Raw genomic sequence first — 20,499 nt, 5'->3', positions numbered from 1 at the left:
TCTATTCTTTAGTATTTAAATCTATTAATTTGTTCCTGCATCTGTTCAGCTACTCTTGCTAAAGATTCACTTGCACTTGCTATTTCTTCCATAGAGGCTGTTTGTTCCTCTACTGCTGCAGCCGATTCTTCTGTCGCCGCTGCGTTTTCCTGTGATATAGCAGATAAATTCTCAATAATTCCTATCATTTCATTCTTCTTATTCTGCATGTCTTGGCTCGACTTATTGATTGTGACTATTATTTTATTTATTCTTTCAATAGTCTCGTTAATTCCTTCAAACTTTTCATGGGTCAGCTCTACACTCTCTGTTTGAGAGGCCATATTTTTTCCCACTTCTCGCATTGTTTTTACAGCACGTCCACTTTTAGCAGTCAGCCCTTCAATAACAGTCGTAATCTCTTCTGTAAATTGATTGGATTGTTCTGCTAGGTGACGTATTTCTTCTGCCACTACTGCAAACCCCCGCCCTGACTCTCCTGCCCTAGCAGCCTCAATAGCAGCATTTAATGCAAGCAAATTAGTTTGTTTTGCAATACTTGTAATCATTTGACTGGCTTTTGCTATTTTTTCAGCGCCTTCATTTGTATTAATAATAATTTCATACACTTCTTTTGATGAGTTATTACTAATTTTAGTCTTTTCTACTAGGCTCTTTAAAATCTCCAAGCCTTCATCTTTTAATTTACTCACTTTATCTGTAGAATCATTGAGGTTCTCAATATATTGCTGGTCTTCTTCTATTATTCTGCTTAATTCATTAATATGGGCAAGGCCGCTTTCTGTGTCCTTTGCTTGTGTAGTTGCACCTTTAGCTATTTCTCCAATAGTACCAGCTACTTCATCTGCTGCTTGTGCAGACTGCTGACTAATAGCTGTTAATTCCTCTGAAGAAGAAGCTACCTGACTTGAAGCATCAGAAATTTTATTAATTAATTCTATAAGCCTATTTTGCATATTTACTAATGCATTAGTAATAAGCCCTATCTCATCTTTTCTTTTTAAATACATTGTTATTTTGCTGTTTTTCTCAAGGGTCAAGTCATAGTTTGATAGTTTTTTAATGGTTTCTAGCAGGGCAATAATCGGTTTAGTTATAGCGCGGCTCAATAAAACTGTGGCAAATAGTCCAAAAGCTAAAATGAATAAACTCGTAACCAATATACCTTTTTTAAGGTTTTCTAATGACAGCGCTGCCTCATCTTGAGAAATAGTTAATAAGATATTCCACCCAGTTTGGGGGATTTGTGAAAAATAAGCATAGTATGTATCTTTACCCTCACTAAATTGAAACTTACCTTGATCTTGTGTTAACATAATTTTGCTTTCTGCAGCTAAACTCGTATTCTTATCTTCTGTAATACGCGTTTCCATTACCTTGGCATCATTATCTGTTACAATGTAAAAACCTGCTTGATCTATTAGATGTGCCTTACCTGTATAACCAACTTTAATATGCTTAATGATATCCTGCAGTGCATTTAAGTCCATATCGCTTGTAACAACGCCTTGAAATTCATTATTTTTATAAAACGGCGAAGTTGCTGTAATCATTATGATACCGGATACCTCATCATAATATGGTGCTGTCCATACTACATCATCCCGAGCGTCTTTAGCCATCGTATACCAATCCCAGCTTGGATAGTTATATTCTTCTGACGCATATTCTTCAGTGAATGTAACTTTTCCGTTATCCTTATAGGCATACGGCCCAAAATATTTCATATCCTTATTATATTTATACGGTTCGTACCATACCCCCGTCCCCAGCGTTTTTTCATTAATCAAAGGATAATTTTTTAATAACTCTATATATTCTTCTCTTATTAGCCCCTGGCCTATAGCTTCAACAGTTTTAGCTAAACTATAAACTACTTTTTCATGTGCAATTAAATGATTTTCTATTTCATAGACCGTCTCTGCCATTTGATGCTGCAGTTTGCTTTCTATCTCTTCTTCAACTGCCTTTTTGGCAATACTATAAGTAATCATACCAAATATGCCGCAAATAAGACTTATAATAATACCAAAAGATATGATTGATTTTCCTGTTAATCCTTTAAACATGTTATCATTCCTCCATTTAGCTAATTTTATTATAAAGGTAATCCCTCAGATGTGCATGTAAATGTATGATGTATTTTTATAAGCGAGTGTTTATTTTAAAATATACATTAATTCTCCATTTTTCTACATTATTACTATATCATCTCAACCAAAATTTGTAAATTAGTAAATTATTCATATTCCATTTAGATTTCTAGATTTACAATTAATACTTATTTTAAAGCAAAAAAACAAAGCCTTGCTGTCTGCAAGACTTTGTTTTTACTTTAATAGCGTTCCCGGCGGGAATCGAACCCACGGCCTTTCGCTTAGGAGGCGAACGCTCTATCCTACTGAGCTACGGAAACAGATACGATTTAGTATATACAACATATTGACCAGATGTTGCCTTAGCTAGTCAACATTTGGTCAACAATTATAAGTAGGGTTGGTATCTTATTGCAACTATTATAGTACATTTTTATATGCTTTTCGTCAAGTATTTATTTAATAATAATACTTCCTTGAAGCCAGCACGTTCCCATAAATCTCATGCCAATGCTCGGTTCTCCTACCAACATATTCTTATTAATCATAATCTCTAGGGGCATGTCATTTACACTTAATACAAATAAGTACATTTCCTCTTTGGTCTTATTATTTTTTCTTGTACTAATACCTGTTATTTCCCCAAGTATTGCATAAGTGGCATCTACTAAAGTAGTGGGTACAAAATAACCACTCATAATAGAAAGAAAATCTTCTTCCATCATACGTTCTTTAAGCTGTTCATCTAATTCTCTTTCTTCTTGTTCGAGCTGCTCTTTGGCCTCTTCATCACCTTCTCTAGCTCTTTGAATGATTACCTTAAGTTTTTCACGTTCTTCTTTTTCAACCACTTCTTCTTCTTCATTTTTTTCAATAGGAAGGATGATCGTTCCCTCCATAGCTAAGCCTACCATTTTAACTTCGTTAAAAGTGCTCCCCGCATCAAGTGTTTCTATATACTCAATAACATTCTGAAGCCAAAATATAAATTGCATGCCAGTTTCTTTTTCTTCACAGACTGCATAATATGTGTATTCATCATCTATACATTCTACCATCAAATCTTCCACTTGCACTGTATGATGTGATTCAACATAGGGCTCACATTGTTCTACTTGTATTTTAGTATCTTTTTGACCGGCTTTAACTACTATTCTTACCATAACGTAAGTATCGTCTGCAAACATCTTTGAATACTCTGCAAGTATATCATTATTAGCCATACGACTTGCGACTTGCCTCGTCGGCGTATCTAAGATTTCGCCGACTATATCTTCTATCTTATACTCACCATCTATTTTTGAAAATCCTACCGCTGTAATTGGAGATTCCATATTCATCCCCCTCTCATTATATCGATTAGCATAATGACTTATTATACTTTGAAATATCCTCTTATAAATAACTATCATTTTTATTATACATGAGCTGATTTATAAGTTTCAAGTCATTTATTTTTGCTCTTTATAAATATATCTTTTCATTGATTATAATATGAATAAAAAATTTGATAAAAAACAAAAGCTATGATGTCACTCATAGCTTTTTATCTTTACTCTAACATAATCCATTGATAATATCATTTAACGTATCTGGATAGTTTGTAATAATTGCATCTACCCCAAGGTCAATCATTTTTTTCATATCACTTATCTCATCTACTGTCCAAACAGTTACTTTTTTTCCTATACTATGAATAGTCTCAATCGCTTCTAAATCTGCAGATTCATAACAGAAGCAAATAGCATCTGCATATCTATAATCTCTTATATCCCAAGATACTTCTCTACAAAGAAGTCCAGTCTTTATACGATCATCAAGAAGTTTAACACGCTTTACTGATTCACCATTATAAGAATGAAGTACAACTTTGTCTTGAAGGCCAAACTCTTTAACTTTTTCCACAATCTTCTCTTCTATGCCTTTGTATTCATCTTCACTATTTTTGATTTCAATATATAATCTCACATTATATTTCTTAACCAGATCCAGCGCCACGTCCACTAATGATATTTTTTCACCTTTATATTTAGGGTCATACTTAACACCTGCATCAAACTGCAATACTTCTTCTAATGTATAATCTTTGATAAAACCTGTCCCTGTTGTTGTACGCTCTAGTCTACTGTCATGAATAATAACAAGCTTGCCATCTTTGGTCATATGAACATCTACTTCTATTCCGTCACAGTAACCCTCAGTTAACGCTTTAACAAATGCTATATTAGTATTTTCTGGGTATTTTCCGCTGAAGCCCCTATGTGCAACATTGAGTACTCTATCCATCTTCTTATCCTCCTCATATATTCATAATTATTTAAAATAACCTTTATATTTAAAAGAACTTAAGCTTATAAGCTAATTATATACCTTTCTATAGCATGTCACAATCATTTCTTATGTTTTTTCGCTTTTTTTGTTCTCCGTGTATACAATCTATCTTCATCAAAACGTTTATCCCACACAATAAATCCATATCTAATTTTGTGATAATATACGCGTTGCAGTTAACTCACTATACTCAACATGCATAATACCACAGTAAATATAGTTGATTTATCAAACAAATTGCATCAAAATTCGGAATCAAAAATAAGTCTTTTTTCATGAATACTTTTATACATGGGCGGTATTTTAAATAAACATACCTTATGTGTACTTTTTATCTAAATTGTACAGGCGCTACTTCTGGTGTAATCTCTTTAAATATAAATCCTTGTTTTTTCAATCCCTCTATTATCTGAGGAAGAGCCTCAACTGTTGTAGCCTTAACTGCTGCATCATGCATAAGTATAAAAGCATGATTTTTATCTTTAGCCCCTTCTAAAACTGAATCTATAATAACCTGTACATCTTGATTACTTTTTGCGGCATCCATAGAATCTACATTCCAATCATAATAAATAAAACCTTCTTCTTTTACCTTGGCAATGATTTCCGGCATAATATCCGTACGGTTATATCTTTTGCTTACACTATTATTTGATCCTCCAGCAAACCTCATAAGCGTTGGTTTTACCCCAGTTATATTTTGAATAAGGTCAGACAATTGATGAATATCTGCCATAAAACTTTCTACACTCTTATAAATCTCATTAAATTTATGCGTATAGGAGTGAACAGCAAGCGTATGTCCTTCATCAAATATTCTCCTGTAAATATGCTCTTGAGCCGGATCACCCACTACAAAAAAAGTCGCTTTTATCCCATTAGCCTTAAGAAAATCTAATATTTTAACGGTATTTCTGCTAGGGCCATCATCAAATGTTAGATAGGCATATTTCTTATTTGCTTCTTCTGGATCAATAGTTACTTCTGGGTTATCCTTTATGACCTCTTCGAGCTTCCGTTCTAGCTCCGCAACCTTATTTTTAAGATCTTCTTCTTTATTTTTAACTTCCTCTGCTTCTTTTTCTAAGTTAGTTTTATCTAATTGCAATAAATTTAATTCACTTTTCGTTTGATTAAGTTCTTGTATCTTATATATTGTTTGCTGGGCTAACAACCCCGCTGAGCATATGACAATAATTGATAAAACCAAAAATACAAGAACCTTTTTGATTTTCGACTCCTTTTTTGTACGCAGTTTCATAATCTCCACCTCTTCTTAATGTGCTATTCTTACTTGCTCGTCTAAGTTTGTACGCCTATTTTATTATTCTTTTAACATTGAATCCGGAATAATGATGGGATCAAATCTAAGAAGCTGCTCATTAAGTTTATCTAATTGCTTTTCATAAAGTTCTAATTGTTCTTTAGATGTATCTATCTGTTGTTGTAAATTCGCTGTATCTTGTTTTACTGTTTCTATATTAATTAGGTTTTCTCCTACTATTTTACCAACATAAAAAAAACCACTTGTTAATCCTACTGTGGCTGCTGATCCAATAATTGTTATAGTTATTAATATAATCAAAAAAACATTTTTCTTACGTCTTTTACCTGAGCTGATATAATACGCCATTTTATGTGTTTTCCTTTCTTTCAAACTGTATAGTAAAGTCTCTTTTTAGATTATACTATGTTTTATTGTTATTTTAAATACCTATTCTATACTATTAATTGGTATTTTATAACAAAATTTTCTACATATTTCACCATAAACTTCTAATAGCTAAGGTTTGTTCTTTAAAATAAATAAAAGCCCATAAATTTCTTATAGCTACAAGAAATTCATGGGGTACTATTTAAATATTATCAAATTCTATATCATGTTTAAGTATTTCATCAATTCTTTTTTCCATTCTATTAATGTCAAAACCAGCTTCTTTTTTTATGCTTTTTCTAAGCATTGGGCCAATTTGTAGCATATCATCCTTAATATCTTTTAAGAGTTCAAGAGCTGCTGCTGCTTCAAGCTCCTCTCTTGGAACCTCTAGCATATTTGCTAGAATTGTATTCTCTGTTCTCGAGGCAATCAAAGGGTTCTTTATATCCTCAATATATACTACAGTCCGTCTACCTGGACCCCTTTCATCTTCTATAGGCTCAAGACTTACAATTTTATCCGATCTCACAAACTTCCCATATCCCAAAGGAATCATAAAGTTTTCTCTTACCTGCATAGCTATCACCTCAGTTATTCGGAGTTCTAATCTTAAAATTAGTATCTCCGTAAGCGGGACAAATATACTCTCTAGTTATCCCATCACACTAACTTATCGAAGTATATTTGATGTTTTTTAAGATTTATATTAAAAATATTTTTTTATTATAAATAGAACACTTTTCTTAAAAAATTAATATTATAATATGGAAGGAGTTGATAAAAATGGAATCAAAAGGGAATATTCTCCCAGATGTACAAAAATTATATGATGTATGTAAAAAAATGATGTATTATCATGCCGTTATAAGAATGCAAGATGGAACTGAAGTAGATGGTATTATTATAGGTTTAGAACCTGACCATGTTGATGTTCTTATGGGTGAGGATGTAATCTATCGAGAAGATGAAAACCAAGAAGGTGAAAATTCGCAAGATGGAAACCGCTATAATAGACAGATACCATATGGCACTCCAGCTGGTAGGCCTAGAAGGGTTAGACGATTTAGACGAAGGAGATTTCCGCTAGCTGAATTATTAGCCTTAACATTATTACCTTATCCTTATAACATTTCACCCTATCCTTATATTTCACCCTATCCTTATTCTCAGAGTTATCCTTATTATCCTTATTAAAACATGAAACTAAAAGATAATATTAAATTAAATACTTAAGTTGTTAAGGGTAAGCGTATCATTATGCGCTTACCCTAGTTGTCTTATAAACGATAAATCAGTTCGTTTTAAGGTTTGTTGATTTATAAGGAAATTTCATTATTATTAAATAACAAAGTACCGCATACTCTACTATAAATTTGGACATTTTAAATTGTATAAATCTTACTAGTATCTAGAGGTGCTCTATGGATGATATAAATAAATTCAAATCTTTACTCTCTATTATGCTGTCAATTATTGTTGTATTTTCTTCAACTGTTATAAGCGCAACTTCGGCAGCACCTATGTTTCCACCCCCTGCTGAACATCAAAAAAACATCTATCAATTCATTAGTGAAATAAAAGCTGCCGAAGACCAATCGGCTGCTATTACACAGGCTATTTTAAAAAACTCAGCTGCTCCCAATAACCAAATTCCACTCCAAATCAATGCAATTAGTACTGATTTACAAGAACTTAACCAAACAATCGAAGATTATGCTGATATAGTCCAAGGACTTAGCCCTGAAGATAGACACGTACGGCTTACTTTTAATGTTCTTAATCTTGTTAGAAGTAATTTGTATACTCTGAGTTTATTGGCACGCGCAACAACTGATATACAAAGAATCAATCTTCTAGATGAATTTTTCCGTACAAGAAGAAATGCTTCAGACACACTTACAATATTGGAGAATTCTCTTGAAAGATATAAAGCTTAACTTTTTAAATACCTTTTATGTATTATTTCTAAACCTAGCTACTTAAAATAGGTATATTTTATTAATTACGGAGGTGCTACATGGAGAATAAAAATCTCCTTAAATTATTAGTATCTATTATGTTATCAACTGTTATTATCTTTGCCAACATCCCCTTATATGCTACTAATGGCAATGATATAATAATTAGCGATGCTAAGCATAAACAAACTATTGAGGAGTTCCTGGGTGAAATAAAAAATATTGAAGGTCAAGTTACTGATATAGCACTTTTAGCGCTTAAGAGCTCATCCACTCAAGATGGTCAACTTCAATCACGCATTAATTTAATTGAAAATAATATCCAAAGACTTAATAAAATAGTTCAAGACTACTTAAAAACAGTTCCAGAGGTTGGTGAGCGAAACAGGCATGTTTTACTTACTTTTAATGCGCTTAATCTTATTAAGGGCAGTTTATATATTTTAAATTTACTAGTAAATATAACCGATGATATAGAAAGCTTTGAACTATTAGAGGAATATTTTTACTCAAGAGCAACCGCACTTGATACACTTGAAATACTTGAAGAGATCCTCTCAAAATTTGATACTTAATGTTCAAAGTTTACTCATACCATCTAGCCTATTTAGTAAAGCATTAAAAGTTAAAAAAGGTCATAGGACTTGCGTATCATTTGATACGCAAGTCCTATGACCTTTAAGTAACGCACGCAGTAGGATTCGAACCCACGACCCTCTGATTTGTAGATTAGTATATTTTATAATATATCATTAGTAGTGGTTTTTCCTTATTTATCAATATTTCCGCGGCTTTCACAAGCTTTTTTCGCCCAATGATTTTCTGCCATTTCCCCCACTTACTACACATCTACTACTCACTTATTACACACTTAAATATTATTTCTTGCAAATTAAATATTTATTGAATTTATATTATAATTTTATTTTACTACTTCAATACTAAGATGGATTATACTTCTACAATATAGTTGTAATAATAAATACATCAAGCTTGTTTTTTAGTGGCTGCATCATGAATTTCTTTAAATATTCTATCCAAAGATATAAAAACAACAAATATCGTAGCTCCTAATAAAAATAGGAATTTATCCTCATTAACCTTTTCACCCAAAAACCCCATATATTCATTATAAGACTTTTTTATATTAAATATTAAATATGCTCCATATACAATAACTCTTTTTACACTTACAATTTCTTTTCTTGAGTTAAATCCAAACTTAATGTTCTTTTTTAGCTTTGTATCTTGGTCATCTCTTATATCTATTTTCATGATACTTCCTGTAGTAAAATATATCCATGTAGCTGTTATTATAGGTACACTCATAATTTGAATAAAGTATGTAGATATAGGCCAATCAAAATTTTTACCTAATACTGGTATAGATAAAAAGATAAGCATGCACAGTGATAACATACTAAGACCTGAAGGAAATACCTCTATAAATGGAGAGGTGAATACCTTATCAAGAAATTCCACTATTTTATTTTTATCTGAAAATATTTTTTTAAATAAGCTATTGGCATGCTTGTACTTTTTATTAACGGAAAATATTATACTAGATAAAAGTACATATGATAAAGCAGCCAATAGATTAAAGCCAATAGAAAAAATACGATTAACAAATATTGATATTAATGAAACCATCATTAGTACTATATATAGTATTTCTAATAGAATCATATATTTTCCACTTTTTATTTTCATAGCTATTTTTTTCCCTAGACGATCCAATCCCATAAAGAGATATTCTATAAGGATAATTGTAAATAAACATAATAAAGCAAATACAAATATTATAGCTAGAATAACACAAGCATTCGTCCACATCCAAAATTCTCCCTTATATTTAGCTTATAACCTTTTAAAATAATCTAATTTATCAACTTCTATCTTTAGATTTTCAATAACCCTATACATACAGTATCTTGAGCAGCCTTTAGAAACTTTCTTTTTACAGCAATATTTAAATCTACAATAAAAGATTAGTATTTCAAGATCTGTTATATATACTATTGATCACTAAAATATTATTTATTTAAAATTTGTAAATAAATAATCAAATTTTTCATCTTTAATATCTGTTATAAAAAAGCTTAAACTATCCCTTATCGATACCTCTTTATTAGATAATCCTACTTCTTTTCTCATTAAATGCATTAATTCGCCTAACTTTAAAATAAGTAAATTTTTATCATAACTTTCTTCATTTCTGCTAAATTCATTCATCTCAACAATCTTCTTAATAACTTTATCAGACCCATAGATTATAACTCCTATCTGCATTTCCATCCACTCTTCTTTATCAAAAGGGATTTCGCCCTTTTCAAATAAATCTGCATTTGCCAAGACTTTCTGGAAAATGGAAAGATAATTCTCATACTTTATTTTCCTTTGTTCATGAACTTTAAAATTAGTTTCTTTTCTTTTTGTTAGTGAGAAAATGCTAAATGAAATAATCGCTCCAATTACTATTGACAATGTGGGCACAATTTGTTTAATCAATTCTAGCTGTTCAGTAGTTGATAATGAATTCCAAAACCCTCCCATTTGTTGACCTCCTTTAAACATTTTTTTAAGTGTAGTCAATTGATTTCAAATAATATTCCTTTAAATTCACTGGCTACTAATTATATTCATTCAATCATTTTCTGTATCGGTCTTGCCCCATTCGAAGAGATATGCGCAGTAAGCTGAGGTATATCGTTAACTAACGTTGAAAATGAGAACATAGAGCTCATTCTGTGTTTGCTTTTTTAAATCGTTCAAACTCTATCCCCCAAAACTTTATCTTACTTGCAAAGGGCGTTAGTATTAATCCAACTCCAGCTCCCAAAATCACCAAATCTGTTGCGTTAATATCTATTACGAATAGTTTTGATGAAATCCCAATTACAAAAATTAAAATCGCCAATAACCAACATACAACCGAAAAATTATCAATCGCCTTTAACTTATCCTTTTTAGCTTGATTTACTTTTTCTATGAGTCTAGCTCTTCTTTGAAGATTATAATCTAGACTCCTCAAACTTATCGTTTCTTCTGTATCAGAAGAACTAGTTGTATCAATCTCCATAACTTCAAAAAAAGGTTTATGTTGGCTAGGAAAAACTAAGTATGTAGGTACTTCTTGATTAAGATTAAGCTCTTGTAAGTATCTTTCTAATTGCTTTTTTCCCATGTTAATAAAGTCATTTCTTTTTCTAGATTTTATTTCAAATAACATGATTGGCAATTTAGTATCAACATCAATAATTGCTAAATCAACCCTACTTCTCTTTCCAATCTTATACTCTGTTACTATGCTTTCTTTTGGATATCCATGTTCAGTCAAATACCCCAAAAACTTATCCATTGTATCTTTCTCAAATTCCATAATTTCTCCTTCCTTAAAATTAATATTCAAATATATCTTACATCTACGCAACTCCGGCGTCTCTGAACTGTACCCTCGCACCCCTTCTTCATAGCGGTACCTGCACCAGTGAAGAGGTGTGCGTAGCGAACGGAGATACATTGTTGAACCACGTGTTAGTCCTTTATTAAAGAATTGAATATTTATTAAAGACTTATTATCCTCCTAATCTTGTCCGACTAAAAAAACTACTTTCCTACCTTCTTCTGTAATAAACCATCGAATACCCTTTGTACGATTTGCTTGTCCAACTAAACCTTCTGAAATTAATTTATTTATTATTGTATTTATTTTCACCTTATCCAAATTTGTATCGTTTTTTACCCCGCCCATTGAACGATAGGTATAACCACTATTAGAAAGAGCCATTAACACATTCTTTTCATCATCACTTAAGTTTAAATTACAGTTCTTGTCCAGCACTTCATCATCTAAATATTCCTGTTCTGTCCCTTTTAATGTTAATGGCTCAACTGTTTCTTTAACTGATTTAACTTCATCCATGGCAACTGAAGCCTGGTCCTTTACTTGTTGAACCTGAGTTACAACTTCTGTTACTTTTTCCTTTGCTTCCTTTACCTCTTTTAATACACGTTCAGAAATACTCCCTATAAATGCTGATGACGATATAGATGCAATAAGGCAAAACCCTGTAAAGATTAATATTTTATACGGATCATCTTTACTTGAACTTATCAAGTCACTTGATATCATATTTAGAAAAAGAGGTACCAAAAAAGATGCCGCAATTCCTATTGTGATAGATTTTGTAATGGTGGTCTCATCCTGTTTACCAAAAAAGTAATTAATTATCCCGCCTAATATGCCAAAAAAAGTCATTACTCCAATTAATATACTTATATGTTGTACCAAACAAACTCCCTCCCTCTATTCATCTTAATGATTCTTAAAATTTTTGTCGAGCTTTAATGTCGTCTAACGTTTCCGCACTCAAGAGATCCTCAGCACTAGATAGCTCTTATCTTGGGCTAATAAATGTGCTTTGCTTCTTCGAAAGCATGTCCCAAAATAGGCAAAGCGAACTCGAGTGCATTGTTAGGCGATAGAAAAATGCGGAAGTACCAAATACTTTAAATTGATCTCAAGTATTCAGTCAATTCTTTATACTCATTTAGAGAAAAAACTTTCACATCGTAATCCTCTGATATTTTTAGAGCATGAACTCTATTCCTCATTTTTCTATCAGTTAGTATTAAGTTACAATAGGGTGCCATAGATGATATATTGGTTATATCAATTGAATCCCCCGAATCTACTCGGCTTTTATTTGTAATAATACTTGCGAAGAGTTTAGCTCTTATATTATTATATGGCATTTTTCTATAATATTCAGATTTGTAGAATTCGATCAAACCCTTAATATCATGAGGTTTCCCACTTATCTGCTCCCAACAATACAATGGTATACCAATAAGTGTCATATAGGTATCAAAATCATAGTTCTCTTCTAAGCAAATAGATATGGCTTGTATAACCCCTTGATATTCAAGGTTTAATTGATCTTCAAAAGTTATTCCCTTTAAAGTACATTTGAGCCTTAATTCTTCAAGTTCACTAATAAGCTTTTTCTTCTTTTCTTTAACTTCTTCGATTATCTTACTATTGATGCGTTCTTTAAAGGTAATAATGAAATCTTTTTCAGAATATAATTCGCTAATTGGATCTTCCATAAAGGCTTCTTTATGTTGAATATTTATTCCATCAAGTGACTTATAATAAGCATTCATAAAGTTCTATAATTGTGAGCGTTCTATTTCATATAGTGGCTTAGTATTTACTCCTAATGATAATTGAATTAATACACCATTACATTCATCAACAAGTCTCCCACCAAGTTTTATTTCTTCAATTTGTTCCCCTTTAACACAAATTAATTTTTTTGATTTAATCTTATTCGTAAGTAATTGAAATAAGGAAGTATATCTTTCCTTCTCAACCTCTGATACTTTTTCTGCAAGTAAGATTTTAGTAAATCTTATAATTGCAAAAGTGTCTAGCCATATTATTGGAACTTCAGATTTCTTTATACTTATTTTCAAAGTGCCATCTCCTATAAATAAAACTAAATAGCTTTGCTATCATCTAGTGTTCTAAATGTTCAGTGAGTCATCAAAACTAACGCAGTAAAACTTGAGTATTTTTTATCTGATGGAATGTATGAAAATTTTTCAATTACTTAGGTATTCATCTGTAACCATATAAAGATATTCTAAGACATCATATATGCACTCCATCGATTCTTTTAAGTTTGGATAATCTATATACTTACTATCAGTAAAATATAATTCTCCTTCTTTATCTAGCAAATATCTAAAAACATCAGCTTTATTATCATTAATTGTATTAAATTCAACAAACATATTTCTTAGTTCATTATAATCAATGTCCTCTAAAGGAAATCTTATAAATTTCTCTTTAATACCCCTTCACTTGTTCAATAAAATTAGGATCTTTAAATGTTAATACAACTTCTCTATATAAGTTATCCCATAATGTCACTAAGTCATGATTACCTTTTAAAATCTTGCCGCAATATCTTAGATAAATGTCCTTAAGTGTTGCTTCAATGGAGTGGCGATATAAAAAGCATATTGGAAATATATATGTATCTAGAACTCTAATATTACCTAGCTGCCCTTCTTCAAGTGCCTTATCAACCAGTTTATCAGCTGCATCTTTATATCCTGTTCTAATTCCAAATAATGCGCTATTCTTATCTTGCCACCCAAAATAGGCTTGATTACTCAAATCCTTACCTGCAATAAAAAGTTTTCTTTTCATACTATCCTCCTTGGTGAACTAATGTTCTGTCACCTAACGTCTCCGTATCTCCAATGCATCTGAACTGTACCTTCAGAGCCGTCTTCGTAGCGGTGCTTGCACCTATTGGAGAGGTGTGCGTAGTGAACGGAGATACATCGTCAAACGAAGAAATCAATACAGACACGACATAAATTCAAATGCTGTTCATTATAATTCATATTTACCACGATATACATCTTTAATATCCAACAACTTCCATTCTTCAGTTAATCCAGCACTTGTTACATTTGCAATGACCGTAGCCCTTATTACATTTTTTTCTTCTAGTCTCATTTCTTTTACCCTTTGAACATCTGGTAATGTAAGATCTAAAACAAATGGAAATGGTATGACTTTTTGACTATCAATATCAACTAAACTCATTTCTTTAAAATCGTCATTCTTAATATCAATTTCGGCTATATAATAAAGAGATTCAAAAACAATAGCGCTTTTATTTGGTGATATTGTTAGATCAATTCCTTCAACTGTTTTGAGATAGTTACGATTTTTTAGTTTAAATTCTTCAAAAGAAAACTTCTGTTCAGATATAGTCTTTTCTAATATATCTTCAATAGCCATTTCATGCCTCTCTAAAACACTTGAAATCGCAGTCTTATAATGATTAAGGATACTAATAGCTTTACTTTCAAGCACTTCCAAATTTAAATCTTTAAATTTTTGATTATAATGTATGCATTGATTCCTTAGTATACGAATACCATTTAAATTATTATATAACTCTTTATTAATTACACTTTTTTCTAGAAGTGATTTAAGTCTTATTTCTTGTGATAGGTTTTTATGATTAAGATTATTTGTTTCAGCCAGATATTTCGAAAACTCTTCCGCAGCAATACCAATTAAAGCAATACAACCAGTAAAATTACTAAAACAAAACAATTCTTCTGCTTCTTTTAGCAAGTCAAGAAACTTCTCATTTCCACCTAAATAGCCAATACTTTCAAGTTTCCACCAACGTTCAACTATTGCATTGATATCACCAGCTATTTTATCAATGATTATCTTTCCTAAATGTTCTTTATCTCTATTCTCATATGCTTGTCTCGTAAGTTCATCTTCATCTGAATAGCTTGTCTTAATAAAATCAAAGTACATATTCTCCACCCCCTTCAATACAGTAATTGATTCTTTTGACTAACGGTGTGGTTTCACGACGTCCTGTCCCCTTAGAGTCTCCGCTCATGGTCGTGAGAGCTTGCTCGAACACCTAATGCGGGGACGTCCCGACGGGCTTAGGGGACTGGATGTGGTCACTCGCTTTTTGAGTGACCCTTGCGTGAAGGTGTTATTAGAAGACGTATAATACGGAAGCTTAATATTTACTGTCTTTTCGCAACATATTTAATATTACTGCTACACATGTAGGAGCCATCAGTAGTAAACTAAGAAACATTCCAGTACTAAACTCCTCTTTAAGCAACGATATAAGTAATAGGTAAATACCTAGTACTATCCCAGTACCTAATATCGCTATTAACACATCTATGTTGATACGCTTTAAAAAACTAACCATCTTCTCTAAACCCAAAATATCAATCTTCTTATCCGATTCTGGAAGTCTATTTAGGGCTTCAAAGAGATCCTGTTTTTCTCTATCAAGTGCTTCATTTGTTTCATCTATATCCAGTATAGAAAGAATATCATTATTTCGAAATTGATTTATTGACAGTAATTGATCAATAGTATCAATAATTTCTTCTTTATTCTTTTCCTCCAATACCAATCCCTTAATTTTCTTTGCAAATGCTTTTGATAAAAAGTCTATATCAAATTCTTCACTCTGAACACTAAATAAGTAACTACCTTTGTAATCAAGTTGGACAAGGTACAACTCTTTAATAAATGCATTAGTTAATGACCATAGTTTATGCTTATTAGCTTTATAGCCTTCTTGAATATTTTTCTTAAATAATGATAGTATATAAAAACGCCTATCATGAGCATATAATTTCATGAATTTTCTGTTTTCTAATTGATTCAACGTAAAAACCATATAAAGCATAAAAACAATAACACTAACAACATAAACGCTTTGATATGCCTCATTACCTGTTACAATCATAGAAGTGAACATTATTACAATCAGAACCAATAGTAATATGCTCATCACCATAATTCTTCTCATTATTCTATATTCGTTCTGGAGTATTCTACTGATTTTCTTTGATTCAATTCTTGCTAGTCTTTCTTTACTTTTAACTTCATCGTACTGCATCTTTTTCCTCCCAAAAACCTAGTATTATATGTCTTCTAACGCCTCCGTATCTCCGACGCCTCTGAACTGTACCCACAGAGCCCTTCTTCGTAGCGGTGCTTGCACCCAGCGAAGAGGTGTGCGCAGCGAACGGAGATATTGTGTTGAACTAAATCGCTAGCGCGATGGCTTTTTCGAATAACCTAGCTTATTCTTTCTGTAACATAGCCTTTAATATTCTGCATACTCATGGAATACTAAACATAGTTGTTTGCAATTTGGTGGTAATTGGTTCTATATTTCCAGTCATAAACGTTTGTTTTATTGTAGGAAACATATACTTTCCTAGAGTTCCGCGACTTCGTTCAACAAGATATCTCAGATAACACGCCCGATCTTTGGATAGGGATATTTTTTTGTGTTATCAGATATATCCCTAAAAGTTATGCGCAGTTATTACGGAAATTATCATATTCCTATTGAAAATATCTCACTTTGATAATTCGAGTCACAGCAAACCCATGATTTGATATCCTTAATGTTATTTTTGTATCTACTATGTACTATCTCGTTATCATAAGTCATCGAATATTGAATAGTATTCTCTCCAAAGCTAAACATAATTGAATTTAAATCGTCTACGGTAAAAACATGATGATTATTTTGCATTAATAGTTTTACTGGATCAATAGTATCAACAATCGACAACAGAAATAAAAAAGGATGATTTTCTAAGCTTATTTTAGGCTTTCTAATAATTAATTCATCTAAACCGTACTTACAATATGCATCATAGTCATCTGATTCATTATTTATAAACCATATATTATGTGCAGCTATTGTCCATGCAATCGGTAAATGAATACATTGTAATATTCTGTTTGACCATAGTCGTTGGTTATCTATGAATTCATCTCTATTATATTTTTTACGTCTTTCATAATAATCTTTTTTACGCTCTTTCCAAAAAAGTAAGCCTCCAACAATTCCATGATCTAGCTTGTTATGTACTTTATATCTATAAGCAATATACTTACCTATATTATCAGCTACTACTTTTGGCACACTAATTTCCCTAAAAATTCTAGGTAGAGTGAAATTTAATTCTCCTAATTCACTTAACAAGTCTTCAAACGCTTCAATTTTATTTCTTTCTTCAAAACTATAACCATAATCATGATAAAAACATATTAAAAACCAAAAATAAGAAAATGGGGTATCACATTCATATTCTAATACCTCATGTCTTCTATAAGCTTTCGAGCTATTTAATTTTTCATTAACCCTTTTGATATAACTATCAATATTACTTCGAATCCTGTATACATTCTCATATAAAATGATACCTAGGAAATATACCGATACTGTATGTTCTAACCTATAATTATCACTAAGTCTATTGAATTGTTCTCTAGCCAAACCCGTTAACTTGTCACCATTTGATAATAGTGATTCAATGAAATATCTACAGTCTGCAAATAGTTCCCTATAGCTAATCCCATTAAAATATGTGTCGCTATAATAATCCCATTTGATCTTATCTTTTAAAACTAAATTTATATGCTCACCAAAAGATAACATAACTCCTCCTAGAACTAGTAATAATTGTGCATAACATTATATTTCTGTAACTCAGTTCGCTTTATATACCGTATTCGAGGTATTCCCGAACACACATGTAATGATATTCAACTTTATTTAAATTATAAATCATTGTCTATATAATTACAATTTATTATAATATTTTATATTTAACACCACATATGCACAATTCATCTACTAAAATCCTCTTTTTCTCCACATAAAAAGACCTGATATACTTACATATCAGATTCCATAATTTTATTTCGCTGTCAATATCCCTCAAAGCTCCTCTAGCGCTCTCTTCCCTTTCTCAATGCGAAAGGCTATAACCTAATTAAAACTACAAATTAGTCCAGTTATTTCCTGCAATATACTTTTCTCTTACAAGCTGCTACCACATCGGCTTCAAACCAACAATGGCCACCTCTATGCTTTCTATATATTTCTTCAAAGCCCTCAGTTTTTTTATTTCTCTTCTATCACTTCCGCCGGCCCCTACTGCAGCTTCAATAATCCTATTTCCTTGGCTTTTATAATTAACAACTACATGTCCCTTTTATACTACTTTAAATAACCCTTAATCGCCTTTAGAGCTTTCATTAAGAATAATGTTTCACCCTGCTGCTTCACTAATTAAATACCCCATCTCCTAAGAATTTAAAACAGGCTTTTCCTTAAATCTCATCCCTTCAAAGAAACTATGTATTTTTAATTCAATGCTGTGCAGCTCCTCATAGTAAGTTGTCTTAGAGAGATATAACAGGTTAGCAACTGCAACTGCGTTTAAGTGTCTTTCATACCTTAAATTTATAAGGCTCTTTTCTCTTTCTGTCAAAATGGTGAAGGCTATATGATACTGTTTAAACTCTTCTTCAAGCTCCTTCAGTTGCCTGACCAACTCCGGATCTTTCGTCCCTTTCAGCAAGCTTTGTTTGATCTGTAGCTCTCTTTTTTATCTATTAGCATATTATATTTCTTAAGTGCTTTCATGCTCTACCTCTCTTTCGGTGATTAATAATTATAGTCATATTTTCGTCTTCTATATTCCCACTCCCGTCTAGCCCAGGGCGTTCTTCTTATTTTGGCCAACGCACTATTTTTAGTAACTATGGCCCTTTGTTTATCCTCTCCTTCGTACATACTTGCTATTTCATCTAATGATATACATTCACCCTCCCAACCATAATTAAGCTTAATAGTCACCCTCTCTTTTAAAGTTAATGCTTCATCCATGATAAGCTCTAATTCTTTTCTTACCTCTTGATAATAAAGATACTCTACTACTTCATCATAACCGAAAGCCCTATCCACTATTGTATCTACTAGCTCTAAGTCATCATCATTAATAAATGCATTCAAGCTAGCTTCATCATTTGTATTTCTTTGCTGCACAAAGCGGTTTATCTTAGAATAAATCCAATGAATAGCATAGGTCATGAACTTTGCTTTTTTAGGATTATCAAACTCATATTTACGTGCTGCAATCATTAACCCTATATACCCCTCCTGGATTAAGTCTTCTTCATCGATAGAATTGCTTTTTCCTATATAAAACTTATTAGCTAGCTTATAAACTATCCGTTTATTTTGCTCTAAAAGCTTGTTCCAAGCGCTTGTATTTCCTATAATCTTATCAATTCTTCTTTAGAGACTTTAAACATCCCATTTATATAAAAATAGGTTAGCCTATTTACTTAATCTATAAGAACAATTGCATTAACTTCTATAGTCTGTATATCTATATCTACTTCAAGCATATTTCCCCTCAAGCCCTATATACTTTTCATAAAGTATATATATGCTCTACATTCATTTGAAATAGGTTTTCTTCAAGTTCATTATTGTGCTTCCGGAAAAGCTAGTTAACCTCTGAAACTCTGATTGTAGCATCTGGTGCATCATCATGCATATTCTGCTAAAGTTAGAGATAATTGTGACCGCTATTATATAATAGAATAATTCATGGCATGTTTTAAGCTCTGGATATTGGCATGTTCACTATTCTAAAAAGCACTATTTCTCAATCACTAGCAAGTGATTTTAGTATTCAGAAGGTGCCTATGAAGTAATTCGTTAAGAAAATCTTAGCAGTTTATTTAAATGGCACTTAGTCGCACTGTTTGAACAAAGTGAGTTTGCGGCGTTCATTTAAAAAAACTGCTTAGATTTTTAGAATTACTGAATCGAGCACCTGGAGAATACTAAAATCACCTTGCGGCTCTATGCGATAAACAAAAAGAGAGATAAGCCCTGTATCTATTGATACTCAAGACTTTTCTCTCTTCATTAACGCACGCAGTAGGATTCGAACCCACGACCCTCTGATCCGAAGTCAGATGCTCTATCCAGCTGAGCTATGCGTGCTAACGTATTAGATTCTACCACAAATCTTTACGCGTTTCAACTTAGTAAAT

At 31.8% G+C, this 20,499-nt stretch carries 22 protein-coding genes and 2 tRNA genes; 3 read left to right on the top strand and 21 right to left on the bottom strand.

What is annotated here, in order from left to right:
- Positions 1–8: 8 nt before the first annotated feature.
- From BN3326_RS12945 to BN3326_RS12915, 7 genes are all read right to left on the bottom strand, one after another.
- Complete coding sequence (locus tag BN3326_RS12945; RefSeq protein ID WP_069999664.1) at positions 9–2,069, bottom strand: methyl-accepting chemotaxis protein; 2,061 nt, start codon at positions 2,067–2,069, stop codon at positions 9–11.
- Positions 2,070–2,342: 273 nt separating this feature from the next.
- Positions 2,343–2,416: transfer RNA gene (locus BN3326_RS12940), tRNA-Arg, on the bottom strand.
- A 135-nt stretch (positions 2,417–2,551) separates the two neighbouring features.
- Positions 2,552–3,430 (bottom strand): DUF3881 family protein, encoded by an 879-nt coding sequence (locus BN3326_RS12935; protein ID WP_069999663.1) that lies wholly within the window; start codon positions 3,428–3,430, stop codon positions 2,552–2,554.
- 223 nt (positions 3,431–3,653) lie between these two features.
- On the bottom strand, positions 3,654–4,382 hold the full coding sequence (locus tag BN3326_RS12930) for a glycerophosphodiester phosphodiesterase (protein WP_069999662.1): 729 nt from the start codon (positions 4,380–4,382) through the stop codon (positions 3,654–3,656).
- A 376-nt stretch (positions 4,383–4,758) separates the two neighbouring features.
- Positions 4,759–5,688 carry a polysaccharide deacetylase family protein gene (locus BN3326_RS12925; RefSeq protein WP_083258705.1) on the bottom strand — a complete coding sequence of 310 codons (930 nt, stop codon included), beginning with the start codon at positions 5,686–5,688 and terminating at the stop codon, positions 4,759–4,761.
- 63 nt (positions 5,689–5,751) lie between these two features.
- On the bottom strand, positions 5,752–6,060 hold the full coding sequence (locus BN3326_RS12920; protein WP_069999661.1) for a hypothetical protein: 309 nt from the start codon (positions 6,058–6,060) through the stop codon (positions 5,752–5,754).
- Positions 6,061–6,283: 223 nt separating this feature from the next.
- Positions 6,284–6,661 carry a hypothetical protein gene (locus BN3326_RS12915; RefSeq protein ID WP_069999660.1) on the bottom strand — a complete coding sequence of 126 codons (378 nt, stop codon included), beginning with the start codon at positions 6,659–6,661 and terminating at the stop codon, positions 6,284–6,286.
- A 206-nt stretch (positions 6,662–6,867) separates the two neighbouring features.
- Between BN3326_RS12915 and BN3326_RS12910 the strand changes: the two genes are divergently transcribed.
- The 3 genes from BN3326_RS12910 to BN3326_RS12900 all read left to right on the top strand — a co-directional run bounded on the left by BN3326_RS12910 (position 6,868) and on the right by BN3326_RS12900 (position 8,617).
- Entirely contained in the window at positions 6,868–7,278 is a 411-nt protein-coding gene (locus tag BN3326_RS12910; RefSeq protein WP_069999659.1) for a hypothetical protein, read from the top strand.
- 266 nt (positions 7,279–7,544) lie between these two features.
- Positions 7,545–8,021 (top strand): hypothetical protein, encoded by a 477-nt coding sequence (locus tag BN3326_RS12905; RefSeq protein ID WP_141722913.1) that lies wholly within the window; start codon positions 7,545–7,547, stop codon positions 8,019–8,021.
- Positions 8,022–8,101: 80 nt separating this feature from the next.
- Positions 8,102–8,617, top strand: a complete 516-nt coding sequence (locus BN3326_RS12900; RefSeq protein ID WP_069999657.1) for a hypothetical protein — start codon at positions 8,102–8,104, stop codon at positions 8,615–8,617.
- Between the two features lie 412 nt (positions 8,618–9,029).
- Here BN3326_RS12900 and BN3326_RS12895 read toward each other — a convergent pair whose 3' ends face one another.
- The 14 genes from BN3326_RS12895 to BN3326_RS12835 form a co-directional block, all read right to left on the bottom strand.
- A complete protein-coding gene (locus BN3326_RS12895) occupies positions 9,030–9,875 on the bottom strand; it encodes a hypothetical protein (protein WP_069999656.1) in 846 nt (281 codons plus the stop codon).
- A 204-nt stretch (positions 9,876–10,079) separates the two neighbouring features.
- Positions 10,080–10,595, bottom strand: coding sequence for a hypothetical protein (locus BN3326_RS12890; RefSeq protein ID WP_069999655.1), 516 nt, complete (start codon positions 10,593–10,595; stop codon positions 10,080–10,082).
- Between the two features lie 187 nt (positions 10,596–10,782).
- Entirely contained in the window at positions 10,783–11,451 is a 669-nt protein-coding gene (locus BN3326_RS12885) for a type I restriction enzyme HsdR N-terminal domain-containing protein (RefSeq protein WP_207646344.1), read from the bottom strand.
- A 174-nt stretch (positions 11,452–11,625) separates the two neighbouring features.
- Complete coding sequence (locus BN3326_RS12880) at positions 11,626–12,333, bottom strand: YEATS-associated helix-containing protein (protein WP_069999653.1); 708 nt, start codon at positions 12,331–12,333, stop codon at positions 11,626–11,628.
- Positions 12,334–12,551: 218 nt separating this feature from the next.
- The gene (locus tag BN3326_RS12875) at positions 12,552–13,151 is read right to left on the bottom strand and encodes a hypothetical protein (protein ID WP_069999652.1); all 600 of its coding nucleotides are present in this window, start codon (positions 13,149–13,151) and stop codon (positions 12,552–12,554) included.
- A 63-nt stretch (positions 13,152–13,214) separates the two neighbouring features.
- Positions 13,215–13,520, bottom strand: coding sequence for a hypothetical protein (locus tag BN3326_RS12870; RefSeq protein WP_069999651.1), 306 nt, complete (start codon positions 13,518–13,520; stop codon positions 13,215–13,217).
- Positions 13,521–13,649: 129 nt separating this feature from the next.
- A complete protein-coding gene (locus tag BN3326_RS21495; protein ID WP_083258704.1) occupies positions 13,650–13,841 on the bottom strand; it encodes a hypothetical protein in 192 nt (63 codons plus the stop codon).
- 55 nt (positions 13,842–13,896) lie between these two features.
- Positions 13,897–14,262: a hypothetical protein gene (locus BN3326_RS21490; RefSeq protein WP_083258703.1), complete on the bottom strand. Its 366-nt coding sequence runs from the start codon at positions 14,260–14,262 to the stop codon at positions 13,897–13,899.
- 189 nt (positions 14,263–14,451) lie between these two features.
- Positions 14,452–15,402 (bottom strand): hypothetical protein, encoded by a 951-nt coding sequence (locus BN3326_RS12860; RefSeq protein WP_069999650.1) that lies wholly within the window; start codon positions 15,400–15,402, stop codon positions 14,452–14,454.
- Between the two features lie 217 nt (positions 15,403–15,619).
- Positions 15,620–16,522 carry a hypothetical protein gene (locus tag BN3326_RS12855; protein ID WP_069999649.1) on the bottom strand — a complete coding sequence of 301 codons (903 nt, stop codon included), beginning with the start codon at positions 16,520–16,522 and terminating at the stop codon, positions 15,620–15,622.
- A gap of 447 nt (positions 16,523–16,969) precedes the next feature.
- Positions 16,970–18,082: a hypothetical protein gene (locus tag BN3326_RS12850; protein WP_069999648.1), complete on the bottom strand. Its 1,113-nt coding sequence runs from the start codon at positions 18,080–18,082 to the stop codon at positions 16,970–16,972.
- 652 nt (positions 18,083–18,734) lie between these two features.
- A complete protein-coding gene (locus tag BN3326_RS22235; RefSeq protein ID WP_069999647.1) occupies positions 18,735–19,010 on the bottom strand; it encodes a hypothetical protein in 276 nt (91 codons plus the stop codon).
- Between the two features lie 86 nt (positions 19,011–19,096).
- On the bottom strand, positions 19,097–19,711 hold the full coding sequence (locus tag BN3326_RS12840; RefSeq protein WP_255363196.1) for a sigma-70 family RNA polymerase sigma factor: 615 nt from the start codon (positions 19,709–19,711) through the stop codon (positions 19,097–19,099).
- A 664-nt stretch (positions 19,712–20,375) separates the two neighbouring features.
- Positions 20,376–20,449 (bottom strand) — tRNA-Arg (locus BN3326_RS12835).
- Positions 20,450–20,499: the final 50 nt, after the last annotated feature.

This window comes from Cellulosilyticum sp. I15G10I2, assembly GCF_900095725.1.
In the GTDB taxonomy this organism is placed as follows: Bacteria; Bacillota; Clostridia; order Lachnospirales; family Cellulosilyticaceae; genus FMMP01.
The sequence above is the reverse complement of the archived record's forward strand: the minus strand, read 5'-3'. Positions and strand labels throughout refer to the sequence as shown.

What these genes read in the sequence shown, in the direction of transcription:
- BN3326_RS12945 (WP_069999664.1), bottom strand. Translation starts at nt 2,069, where the DNA reads ATGTTTAAAGGATTAACAGGAAAATCAATCATATCTTTTGGTATTATT.
- BN3326_RS12935 (WP_069999663.1), bottom strand. Translation starts at nt 3,430, where the DNA reads ATGGAATCTCCAATTACAGCGGTAGGATTTTCAAAAATAGATGGTGAG.
- BN3326_RS12930 (WP_069999662.1), bottom strand. Translation starts at nt 4,382, where the DNA reads ATGGATAGAGTACTCAATGTTGCACATAGGGGCTTCAGCGGAAAATAC.
- BN3326_RS12925 (WP_083258705.1), bottom strand. Translation starts at nt 5,688, where the DNA reads ATGAAACTGCGTACAAAAAAGGAGTCGAAAATCAAAAAGGTTCTTGTA.
- BN3326_RS12920 (WP_069999661.1), bottom strand. Translation starts at nt 6,060, where the DNA reads ATGGCGTATTATATCAGCTCAGGTAAAAGACGTAAGAAAAATGTTTTT.
- BN3326_RS12915 (WP_069999660.1), bottom strand. Translation starts at nt 6,661, where the DNA reads ATGCAGGTAAGAGAAAACTTTATGATTCCTTTGGGATATGGGAAGTTT.
- BN3326_RS12910 (WP_069999659.1), top strand. Translation starts at nt 6,868, where the DNA reads ATGGAATCAAAAGGGAATATTCTCCCAGATGTACAAAAATTATATGAT.
- BN3326_RS12905 (WP_141722913.1), top strand. Translation starts at nt 7,545, where the DNA reads ATGCTGTCAATTATTGTTGTATTTTCTTCAACTGTTATAAGCGCAACT.
- BN3326_RS12900 (WP_069999657.1), top strand. Translation starts at nt 8,102, where the DNA reads ATGGAGAATAAAAATCTCCTTAAATTATTAGTATCTATTATGTTATCA.
- BN3326_RS12895 (WP_069999656.1), bottom strand. Translation starts at nt 9,875, where the DNA reads ATGTGGACGAATGCTTGTGTTATTCTAGCTATAATATTTGTATTTGCT.
- BN3326_RS12890 (WP_069999655.1), bottom strand. Translation starts at nt 10,595, where the DNA reads ATGGGAGGGTTTTGGAATTCATTATCAACTACTGAACAGCTAGAATTG.
- BN3326_RS12875 (WP_069999652.1), bottom strand. Translation starts at nt 13,151, where the DNA reads ATGGAAGATCCAATTAGCGAATTATATTCTGAAAAAGATTTCATTATT.
- BN3326_RS21495 (WP_083258704.1), bottom strand. Translation starts at nt 13,841, where the DNA reads ATGTTTGTTGAATTTAATACAATTAATGATAATAAAGCTGATGTTTTT.
- BN3326_RS21490 (WP_083258703.1), bottom strand. Translation starts at nt 14,262, where the DNA reads ATGAAAAGAAAACTTTTTATTGCAGGTAAGGATTTGAGTAATCAAGCC.
- BN3326_RS12860 (WP_069999650.1), bottom strand. Translation starts at nt 15,402, where the DNA reads ATGTACTTTGATTTTATTAAGACAAGCTATTCAGATGAAGATGAACTT.
- BN3326_RS12855 (WP_069999649.1), bottom strand. Translation starts at nt 16,522, where the DNA reads ATGCAGTACGATGAAGTTAAAAGTAAAGAAAGACTAGCAAGAATTGAA.
- BN3326_RS12850 (WP_069999648.1), bottom strand. Translation starts at nt 18,082, where the DNA reads ATGTTATCTTTTGGTGAGCATATAAATTTAGTTTTAAAAGATAAGATC.